This is a genomic window from Sphingobacteriia bacterium, assembly GCA_017304685.1.
Taxonomy (GTDB): domain Bacteria; phylum Pseudomonadota; class Alphaproteobacteria; order Rickettsiales; family 33-17; genus JAFKLR01.
Genome location: JAFKLR010000009.1, coordinates 1 through 10,823 on the forward strand (window position 1 = coordinate 1; position 10,823 = coordinate 10,823).

General features: G+C 29.5%; 9 protein-coding genes. 3 read left to right on the forward strand and 6 right to left on the reverse strand.

Features of this window, described 5'->3' with window-relative positions:
• Window positions 1-6,653 (reverse strand): AAA family ATPase (locus J0H68_09915; protein ID MBN8829009.1); only part of this gene is annotated, 6,653 nt, incomplete at its 3' end.
• A gap of 278 nt (window positions 6,654-6,931) precedes the next feature.
• On the opposite strand from J0H68_09915, the gene J0H68_09920 reads away from it, so the two are divergent.
• Genes J0H68_09920 through J0H68_09930 form a run of 3 tightly spaced genes read left to right on the forward strand, consistent with a single transcriptional unit; the run spans window position 6,932 to window position 8,148 of the window.
• On the forward strand, window positions 6,932-7,300 hold the full coding sequence (locus tag J0H68_09920; protein MBN8829010.1) for a hypothetical protein: 369 nt from the start codon (window positions 6,932-6,934) through the stop codon (window positions 7,298-7,300).
• Complete coding sequence (locus J0H68_09925; GenBank protein MBN8829011.1) at window positions 7,260-7,541, forward strand: conjugal transfer protein TraD; 282 nt, start codon at window positions 7,260-7,262, stop codon at window positions 7,539-7,541. Before J0H68_09920 ends, J0H68_09925 begins: the two co-directional genes overlap by 41 nt.
• Window positions 7,531-8,148: a phospholipase D family protein gene (locus J0H68_09930; GenBank protein MBN8829012.1), complete on the forward strand. Its 618-nt coding sequence runs from the start codon at window positions 7,531-7,533 to the stop codon at window positions 8,146-8,148. The genes J0H68_09925 and J0H68_09930 overlap by 11 nt, the downstream gene beginning before the upstream one ends.
• Before the next feature lie 98 nt (window positions 8,149-8,246).
• On the opposite strand, the gene J0H68_09935 is transcribed toward J0H68_09930, so the two are convergent.
• The 5 genes from J0H68_09935 to J0H68_09955 form a co-directional block, all read right to left on the reverse strand.
• A complete protein-coding gene (locus J0H68_09935) occupies window positions 8,247-8,531 on the reverse strand; it encodes a hypothetical protein (GenBank protein MBN8829013.1) in 285 nt (94 codons plus the stop codon).
• Window positions 8,532-8,626: 95 nt separating this feature from the next.
• On the reverse strand, window positions 8,627-9,295 hold the full coding sequence (locus J0H68_09940; protein MBN8829014.1) for a hypothetical protein: 669 nt from the start codon (window positions 9,293-9,295) through the stop codon (window positions 8,627-8,629).
• On the reverse strand, window positions 9,288-9,872 hold the full coding sequence (locus tag J0H68_09945; protein ID MBN8829015.1) for a recombinase family protein: 585 nt from the start codon (window positions 9,870-9,872) through the stop codon (window positions 9,288-9,290). The genes J0H68_09940 and J0H68_09945 overlap by 8 nt, the downstream gene beginning before the upstream one ends.
• A gap of 15 nt (window positions 9,873-9,887) precedes the next feature.
• The gene (locus J0H68_09950; GenBank protein ID MBN8829016.1) at window positions 9,888-10,280 is read right to left on the reverse strand and encodes a type II toxin-antitoxin system VapC family toxin; all 393 of its coding nucleotides are present in this window, start codon (window positions 10,278-10,280) and stop codon (window positions 9,888-9,890) included.
• A complete protein-coding gene (locus J0H68_09955) occupies window positions 10,271-10,606 on the reverse strand; it encodes an AbrB/MazE/SpoVT family DNA-binding domain-containing protein (protein MBN8829017.1) in 336 nt (111 codons plus the stop codon). The genes J0H68_09950 and J0H68_09955 overlap by 10 nt, the downstream gene beginning before the upstream one ends.
• Between the last annotated feature and the right edge of the window lie 217 nt (window positions 10,607-10,823).

Genomic DNA, 10,823 nt, shown 5'->3' on the forward strand with positions numbered 1-10,823 from the left:
ATATCAATAGTAGCGAGCTTTTTCTCATCTAGAACATGAGGTAACATTTCTCTTATAAACAAAATATTCTTCAATTGGGTTTTAAGATCTTTAGAGGATATTTCTTTCTCTACATTTTTAAGGTTCTTTTGATATTCTGATATAGAACCTTCAATAATTCCTTTCTCTTCTGTAGATAATACTTCTTTTGTAATTTCATCTCTATATTCAGCAAGCTTTACATTTATTTGTTCTACTTCTTTAAATAAATCCAGGTATCTCTTAATTTCCTGATATTTTCCAAATAAATCATTGCCAAAATCAGCTATTATCTTTTTATCACCATTTTTATAAGTTGGAACAACTAGGTTTATATTCTCTTTATGTTCATTTAATATTGCCTTGAGTTCATTTGCTTCTATTTTTTTCTCAGCTAGTTCAAAAATGAATCGGTAATCATTTACTGCATTTATAATCTTCTTGAATTGGTTATAATCCATATCAAAGATAAATCTACCAAGCTTCTCTTTAAGGGCTAAACGTTTAGCAACGTTTTCATGGTATTTTTTATTTTCTTTAAGTTGTTTTATAACGCTTTCAGCTGCAGAAAGTAACTTTTTCTTACTTTCAAGTATTGTAAGTTCTGGGTTCTTATTATGCTCTAGTATCTTAATTTCTTTTTCAAGATTTGCTTTAATAACAAGTTCTGCTTTAAACTTTTCATCGTGTTTCTTGATAGCTTCTACTAATGATAGATATTCGTTTCTATCTTTAGAAATATTATCAAAAAGCTTTATAGTCTTAGTTCGAAGCTTTTCATCTTCAAATTTTAATAAGCCAAAATATTTATCTTCAACTTCAAGGCTTGCAAAAATTCCTTGATAATGTTTCGATAAATCTTTGCTGTCATTTAGTTTTAACGCTGTATCTTGAATATCTTTCAACGTTTCGGCATTAAGCGTATTTATATAGAAATTAGAGTTAAATACTCTTTTTCTAATTAAACTATCAGCAATTAAGACCTTCTTATTTAATTCAGTTGTCGATTTAAAATTATTAATAAGAGCTAATTCTTTACTTTCATCTTCATATAAATCTCTTGCTTCAAGTTTTGCAAAATCTTTAAGACGTGCTTTAGATATAATTTTTGCTTCTTGTAAATAACGACGGCAATTTTTATAGTTCTCAAGAATATTTCTTGCTAAATTCTCACGTTTAGCAGTTAATCCCATTAGTTTTTCTATATCTTCTTCATTGACTGAAGTTAAGCTATAAGTATTATTGGCGCTTAGTTTAACAAATAATTCATCCATAGCCTCAATAATATTTTTATATTCAAATACCAAAGCATAACCTATATCTTTCGCGAGTAACTCTTCATGAGTTATATTACTTGTTGCTGCATTTCGCTTTAAATTATCACGGCCTAAATATGCACTTAAAGAATTAATTTCATTTGAAGCTTTATTTTCTTCTTTAATGTTGAATTCCTGCCTACCGTAATAAATTTTTAACCTCTCTTTATGTCTTGTAAACATCGGATAAGCAGTATTGGCATCACACCCACTTGTTGCAAGGGCATACACAGAATCTATACTACCACCTTGATATTTCGCTGAAGTACAAGCATACGCATGAGTAATATAAGCATATTTTTTAGTATCAATGATTTTCTTACCTTTACCAATGATATCTACTATGATTTCGTCATTAAGAATTTCAACAATTGTGCCAATAGAACCATTTCTAACATCTAAAGTATCATAATCGTTTTTAACTAATAAAATTTTATCATTTACTGCGAGGTTAATGGCCACAGGCTTTTTAGCCTCTTGTGAATCAAAAAGCTCAAAGGTTTTATCTTCCCTTAGCTTACCTGCAAGCTTTAACTGGCTTCTTATGTAATTATTTAAATCTTTTACATCTGAATTCTCATAGGCAAGAGCAATAGATTCCAAATAATCAATTTTACCATCTAAAAGGTCACTTACATAATCTACAGCAAGTTGTTGTTTAGCAGTTTGGTTATTTTTAGAACTAATAATAGAATCATGATCTTTATATGAGATTAAAGCATTTCTAAAATCACCTTGCGCAAAGTTTAAAGATGCTTCACACATCCAAGGATGATTTCTTTGCCTCATAATAGTTGTAAGTTCAAAAGAAGGTACATTTTGAGCTAATATATCAAATACTTGCCCTGCACCTATACTTTGGTTTTGGTTAGCATCACCTACTTCTATAATTTTAGCCTTAGCTTTACGTGCTATTTCATATATTCTTCTCTTATCCCTAACTGATGCGGTTGCTGCTTCATCTATAATTAAAATATCATTTTCTTTTAATTTAAATTGAGCATATTTACTTAAGAAATTATAGATAGTAACTGATTTAATACCAGTTTCTTTTTCTAAGTTTTCAGCAGCTTGTCCGTTATTACTAACGCCATATATTTTATAATTACTATTTTTATCTACAATTGCTTTATAACCTTTTATAAGCGTTGTTTTTCCAACCCCAGCATTTCCCGGAATAATAAAATGGTTTGGAGAGAAAAGCGCTAATTCAACAGCTTGCCTTTGCTCATCATTTAAACCTGTTTGTTCGATTTGCTTTTTAACTTCTTCATTAAACTTAATTGTAGATATAGTTTTTAATTGCTCAGAATGCTCAAATAATTCTTTCTCGGCGTTAAGGTAAGTACGAGTAGCATAAAGCTTCTCACCTCTTAAAGAAACCCTTGGTAACTCCACAACTTCATCTAAGTTATAGAAAGCACCTCTTATCATTTCTTTTAAATCGTCTTCAACTTTTCTTGAAGCAAGAACGCTATTTATTGTTCTTTCCATTTCACTTTCAGTAAATACGCCTAGGTTTTCACTTAATTGACTTGCAATAGCGGTAACTAGGCTGTTTACAGTATTTATTTTGTCATTAGGTATAGGTTTTGTATTACGACTGTACTTAGTAGTATATTCTGCTCTTATTTTATCAATTATTTTCTTTAAGTTGAAAACAGCGATATTTTGTCTCTTTTGAATTAAATCAATTAACTGCTCATCTTTTAAAGTTTCTAATGTTGACTTATGTACCATTAAATTGCCTTTTTCTTCAAGAGGAACAATTTTAAAGCAATCTTTGCTTAATTCCCTTGCAAAATGGCTTCGTATATCTTGAGTGTAATTACTATATTTCTTTTCTAGTATTTGATCGAAATCCCTACCATCAAATACTCCATCTAATTCTTCTGTAATTTCAGCAGTAATTTCTTGTAATATCTCTTCTAAGGTTTTTTCCTTTGGAGCTGCTTCAGTAACAGCCTCAGCTTCTTCAATAGTTGATTGTGTTTCTGATTGTTCTTTGGTTTCATCTTTTATTTCTGGCTTCACAAATGGGATAACGTTATCAATATCCTGCTCTATATTTACCTCTGTTTCTTTGTTTTCTATAGTAACTTGGGTCTCTGGTACAGTTTCACTAAAAGCATTAACATTAATTTCTTTATCAAAATCTATATCTAACTTCGTAACAACCTGGTCTAATTCATAGAGGTATTTATTAGCGGTAACATTAGCTACACGATTAATAAATATTTCAGCTTCATTAGGCTTATATTCACTTAAGAGCCTATAATATTCTTCGATTTGAGCTTTAACTTTAACAATAGAAGCATCAGGTGAGTACATTAATTCACCTTTACGATCTTTTAATGCATTTCCAAGCTCATCTTTTTCAAGATATTTTTCTATTTCTTTTTCTATTAAACTAAAGAAATAATTACCTGTTGATTTTGAATTAAGTACATATGTCTCAAGTTGCTGAGCCCCTAGCAGGTTAACTAGTTCATCGGCATCTTTAATTATTTTAATTTTTGATTTATCAGCATCATTTGGCAGATCTTTTTTGGAATAATAAGTCCTACCCTCATAAGAAAATGGTCTATTTTGATATGCGACTTGTATATTATTTATATCAGCCTGCATGATTGTTTTAACAATTGATTCGGTTGATGCACGTCCCACTTTATCGTTATCTAAGAAAATTATCACGGATGAAGGATTTTTCTTTTTAATTAATTCTGCTTGTTTCAAATTCATATTTGCAGAACCTAACGCAATAAAGGTAAGGTTTTTATCTTTAAATTGTTGTTTATACGAATTTGGAGAAATACAATCTAAATAACCTTCTGTTATTACTATTTTATCGCCTTCTTTCACTTTATAAAGATGTACTAATAACTCGTCTTTTTCAAGACCTAATATATTCTTATATTTTGGTAAAAGGTTAGCGCTAAATTCTTTTAATATCCCTTCGTATTTTTCTATAGTCCATTCTCTCCATGTAACTCGTCTTGTAAAGCCAGTAATTTTATTATTAATGTCTTTAATTGCTATAACTAATTTATGAGCAATTCCTGCTTTGTATACACTGAATAAATCTTTATAAATAACATGCTTTTTCTCTTCAATATTTAGAGATTTAAGCATTGGCACAATTTCTTTTTCAAAGTCTTTAGCAAACTTAAACTTTGTAATTTGAGCAGGACTAAATCCTTTAGCAAGGATACCGTCTAAAGGAGGCATTCCTCTTAACTTTAAATGGGTATTAATATCTTCTAATTCAAATCCTTTAGCCTTTAAATGTTCAACTAGATCTCTCCTTGAATTAAACCAGCCTGTATCATCCCAGTGCTTAATAGCTCTTTCAGCATCAACACCACGAGACTTAAGGTATTCATAAATTTCTTCTGAACCCTCCTTAAACTTAGCTTGAATATAGCTAAAGGCTTCACGGTTAATTCTTTCTTCTAAATATTTTGCTTTGTCTTCTGGATTTACTGGAATGATATTTATAGATTTAAACTTAGCCCTCTCTTCTTCACTCCATTTGTAGCCTTCATAAGTCACCCCTAGATTCTCAGCGATAAACGACTCAACTTGCTTATAAGACCAGTTATTCTTTTGCCTTAAATATTCTATTACATCGAGTCTTGATTCATTATAGTTGCCTTTTCCTCGTTCTTTATGTGATTCAATAAAGATTACCCCATTCTTAGATTCAAACAGTTCAACCTTTCCTGCGTTATCTGAGGATTGACCTTCTTTTATAGGATAACCAATAGTTGATTCAACTTTTCTGCCTTTATTAATAAAACCAAATTCTGGGAGTACTAAACTCGGGTTATTTAATAGCTTTTGTCCTATCCCCTCATTATTAAAAAAGGCTATTTTTCTGTCATTTATTTTAGCTAAAACATCTTCTTTGTTATCTTCTGTAACTAACATTTCCTCTTCATCCTTAATATCGCTTGGTAATGTATTATTATCATTGTTTTCTTCACTGGAATTACCTGAACTTCCAGTGCTTGTAGTTTCATTCTTTGGGGGGAGAGTTAATAAACTACTTTCGTAATATACGGCACCTTGTGCGTTTACTTTTTTTATCTGTATAAGTAAGGTATTATTTAACACTTTTTCTAGTGTTTTGTCTATTTCTTCCTGAAGGTTTACATCCTTAAAAATTGCTTTGTTTTTACTTTCAATAGCTTGTGCTTTCTGAGTAATTTCTCTTATAATATCTCCTTTAGTAAAGGTATCGTATTTATCAGCTATTATCTTAATAGTTTCTTCTGCCTTTTCCCCTAAGATTCTTATCATTCTTAGCTTGGTAGTTTTATCAATTTTCTCTGAATTATAATACTCTTTGCCAAGTGCATCTTTTTCTTTTGCATCGATCAATAAAGGAGAAGATAAGAGCTTATTATTTATCTCTTCCCATAACTCATAAACCTCAATTGCAGCAAAGTATTTCTTATTAGCTTTTTCTACTTTAGTAGCAAAATTATAAAATTCATTAGTAATCTCCTTATTAGTAAATTTCTTATATTTTGTTGCAATTAATCGTATGAATTCATCTGTAGTGTTTTGGAAGCCAATAAAGTTCTTTAACATGGTGTTACGGTTATCTTCCATACGTTTAGATTTACCGCCCTTAGCTTCCATATTTCGGGCAATATATCCTTCATGAATTGTTGAATCAACAAATAGACCTTGGTTTTCATAACTTTCACTAGAAATACGTGTATCTAAACCTTTTCTCATAAAAGCTTCGTTACTATGTTCTTCCCAACCTTTCCTAATGCTTTCTAAGAAAGGTTTTTTATCTAATAACCTTAATTTATTCTTTGAAAAACCGTCTTTATTTATTTGTCTTGTTGTGATTCCAACATGAGCATGTGGGTTATTTAAATCGTCATAATGAATTGACATGATATATAGAAGCCCCAGCTCATCAACAAAGGTTTTATTTAAGTATTTCTCTAGCAGCTTTTGATTTTCTTTAAGACTTAATTCTTTGTGTAAAGCTACTGTAATCGTACGTAAGTACCTGGAATTTTTTCTTTTATCTGCCTTCTTGATTTGATCTGTTAGCGCTTGTTTATCATAAACCCAACTTGGGCTATCCTTTGGACATCCGATTTTCGTATAAACCACTCCTGATTTTTTTGTATAATCATGTACGGCAACATCTGCTGAGATACCTATTTTCTTGTCGTAGACTTGTTCTACTAATCTTTCGCCAGTTATATATGCTATTACTGCATGCAAGCTTCTCTCGCTACCATCTGAACGGAGCGAGTTCACATACCAGTAATGAAAGCAAAATATAGCCATATATTTCCTTTGTGTTTACACAAACGCAGTGCAAGCTTGAAGAGTTTGCGTAATTGCGCTATTAACTCTAAAGAGCAAATAGATTTTATCAAAAGGAATTACGATTCGCAAGTGTTATCACACTTAGCTTCATCGTTTGCTATTATTATTTATATAAAAACAAGAAGTTGATGTTTATATTAAAATATTCTAGTTCATTTAGAACGTATGTTAATTGACAAAAAATGTAATAGGATGATATATATTACTTTTACACTAATCATTTTACGGAAATAATAATGAGTAACTATTTCTCCCAAATTGCTAAACTTGAAGAAAAGACAAAGCAACAAATTGCAAAATTAGAAGAAGCAAAAAAACTGCAACTTAAAGCTTTAGAAGAGGAAAAAAAACAATTAATTGAAAAACGTAAAACTGAGCTATCTCGATTTGTATTAAATGCAATAGACAAGTTAGGTCTTCTAGGTCAACCCGAAGAGCTTATTGCAGGATCCTTAGTTGCATTAAGTGAAAGCGTTAAAGCTAATAAAAACGATGAAGTAAAAAGGTTGAAAGAAATGGGTTCATCCTTTCTCGAAAAGCATACAAGACGTAAAACTAAAACAAATGCTTCGTCGAATTCAAATAATCATCAAGGAGCAGCGTAAATTGAAATATCAGTTATCCGCTGATTCAATTACAAAACGTAAACAAGACACTCGTAATAAAATTGAAATGGGTGGGCTTGTTATAAAAGCAGGTATCGATTATTTACATCAAGAAGATAAAGAAATTCTATTAGGTGCTTTAGTATATATCAGTCATCTTTTAAATGATGAAAATGACGGTGAAACTTATAAGGAAGTTTTTAAAAATTTAGGTAAAGAAGCTTTTTTAAATGGCTCGTAGAAAAAAGATAAAAACAACTTACCTTTTTAATGCAACTAATAATAAGTTTTTTGCACTGCTACTAGCTCTGCTAGTTGGATTTATATTTTATTTAAGAGAGTTTACCCACCACTTTACTGTTATATCTCCTGAACTTGATGTTGAGGTTTGTTTTACACCTCCTTCAGGATGTCGAGAAGTGATTATTAACAAAATTAATCTTGCAAAAACATCTATTTATATGCAGGCTTATTCTTTTACTTCCAAACCTATCTATGAAGCTTTAGAGAATGCTGCTCGTAGAGGCATTAATGTAAGGATTTTACTCGACAAATCTCAATTAACTGAGCCGAATACTGTTTATAAACCCTCCCTTCCCTCAACTTCCCTTATACATATTGATATAGACAGATCTGTTAAAGGAATAGCGCATAACAAAGTCATTATAATTGATGACCTCTATACTATCACTGGAAGTTATAATTTTTCAAATGGAGCGGAATTTAGAAATGCTGAAAATGTGGTAATAATTAAAAATAAAGATATTGCTAAAGAGTACAAAAATAATTGGCAATTCCATTATTATGAAAACAAGTTGTTGTCTTTTTCTTCTTTTTTTCATAACTAATAAAATAATTAGTGTTCTAAAAATATAAAGCAAAAAATATCTTATTCTTAATATGGTTAAACAAAGGAATTTGAGATAGAGTTTTATGAAATTGTAGATTAATAAATAAAATTGATTTCTACGTTAGAATTCTTTTCAATGACGATTAATTCTCCTATCTCATTTATCTCTAATTTTAAATTAAAATGATAAAGCATTTTCCCTATACTATTATAAATAAGTTTTTGAAATTCATTTTTCCTAGCTTTGATATTTTTTATTATGTTTTCTAAATCATCTATTATTGCTTTGGCTTCATCCAAAATAATTATATTATATCCATTTGTATTAATCCCATTCCCAGGAATATACATTTTACCATCTATTTCTACTAAAAAATTCATTACAACCGAAGGTACAATTTTATTATATTTTTCACTTTCATCAATAATCTCAATAAAATTATTTCTACCACCATTTTGTAATTGGCTTTTTTCCTCTAAAGAAAACCCTTTTCCATTTGATTCAGAAATAGGAGATTGTAAATTAGGACATAATTTAGGCCAGTTTTTTTTATTATTTTCAATAATCCTGTTTCACTCCAACTTTTTACTTGATGAGGTAAAATATTTAAAAAATAAACATCATTAATTTCAACTTTTATCATCAATAAGTCACTAGTTCTTTCAATAAAATATTTATCTTTTTTATCATAATTATTACCCAAGTGTAGATGATGGATTTCCCAGTTACTTAATAAAGTATCATTATCAGATTTTCTTTTGATTTTTTCAAAATATTTAATATTGTCTCCATTTTTGACTAATTTATGTAATATTGGAATAGAATCATTACTGTACCTATCTTTTATAGCACTTTTACTTAAATATGGTGTTATATTTTCTCCACGTTCAAAAATAGTCAAAATATTATTAATAACATTTTTATATATAAAATATTTTGGATTTTCAAAAATTTCTTTTGAAAAATGTACCTTTCTAGGCTTAGCAGATATTAACCTTTTTCGCCAATTTAAATATATAATTAATAGGTCAAAAAAATCTTTATCTTTAATGCTTTTAGAATCACAATTTAATGAATTTACGGCTATATTTCTTAAATCGGTTTCAAAGGTTTCTTCAATTATAATTTCTTGAGTTTTATCCATTTAAACTTTTATCTTCTACTATTCTATACAACGAAGTTTTGCTTATTTTGAACATATTACATATATCTTTCACTTGATTGTTTTTTTCTAGATATAATTGCTTTATCATCATTATCTGTGAATCAGTTAACTTTTTAGGTCTCCCCCCTACTCTTCCTCTTGCTCTTGCTGCTTCTAAGCCTGCCCTTGTACGTTCTATAATTCTTGCTCTCTCAAACTCTGCCATAGCCGCAAATATTCCAAACACTAATTTTCCATGGGAACTAGTAGTATCTATACATGCACCTTGACCAGTCAAAACTTTAAAGCCTATTTTTCTTTCGTTTAAATCATTTATTATTTTTATCAAATCTTCTTGATCTCTTCCTATTCGATCTAAAGCCCATACTACTAAAACATCATTTTCTCTTAAAGCTTTCAAGCAAGCCTTAAGTCCCGGTCTATTAATATCGCTTCCGCTCGCATAATCTTCATATATGTATTCGTCAGATATTCCTATTTTCTTTAATGCATCTTTTTGCAAGTCTAATATCTGACTTCCATCTGACTTTGAAACTCTAACATAACCTACTTGCATGATTTATTTATGCCTTTATCTTAATTGAATTACTTTGAGATTATCAAATGTGATTTCTGACCATATTTTATCAGTTGTATAGACTGGTAAATTCATACTTATACCTAATGCCAAACAAGCTTTATCAGCAAGGGATAAACCATATTTACCTTGTCTGCTTATATTTTCTAATTCACCTGCTATCATTGCTTGTTTATCATCAAAAGTTATTACGTTACCTACAATCTGATAAATAAATTTTTTAGCTTCAATAATCGGCGCATTATATCTAGAACTTATTATACCAAGCGTCTCAGCTACTGAAACAGTGGACATAACTGAGTGTGAAATAATCTCTAATGCTTTTTCGCTACCAGCTTCTCTGTTAAAAATGGTTAAAAGAACCGAACTATCTATAACTACTGCCATTCTTTATTATCCTTTTCTACTTCTGCTTTACGTGCTTTCATCAGTTCTTCAACAGGAGACGCTCCTTGTGGTATGTAATTACTAAAAAAATCTTGAGCCTCTTTAATCACTTTTTTAATGTTAACTAAATGAATCTCTTCATCTATTATTCTAACCACAAATACATCATCGGTTTTTACATTTAATTTTTTTCTCACTTCCATAGGAAGTAAAATTCTACCATTTTTATCAACTTTGGTTTTTGTATCATTTTTCCAAGAATCATTTAAAAACAGAAATGATTTTATATCTTTTTCATTATTATGTGTATTTTTATTTTTATCCATAACATTCTCCTTTCCATTAATTATATAATACCATATTTAGATATTATATGCAAATATATTTATGCCACATTTAATACATATGGTTTGTAAGTAATATAACTTAATATGACACCAAATTTTGTAACTTTGATTGTGGAATAAGTTTTGGTACTTTAGAATACTGTTTTTTAAATATAATTATATACTGAAATTTAAAGTACCAAAAACGATCGTTTTT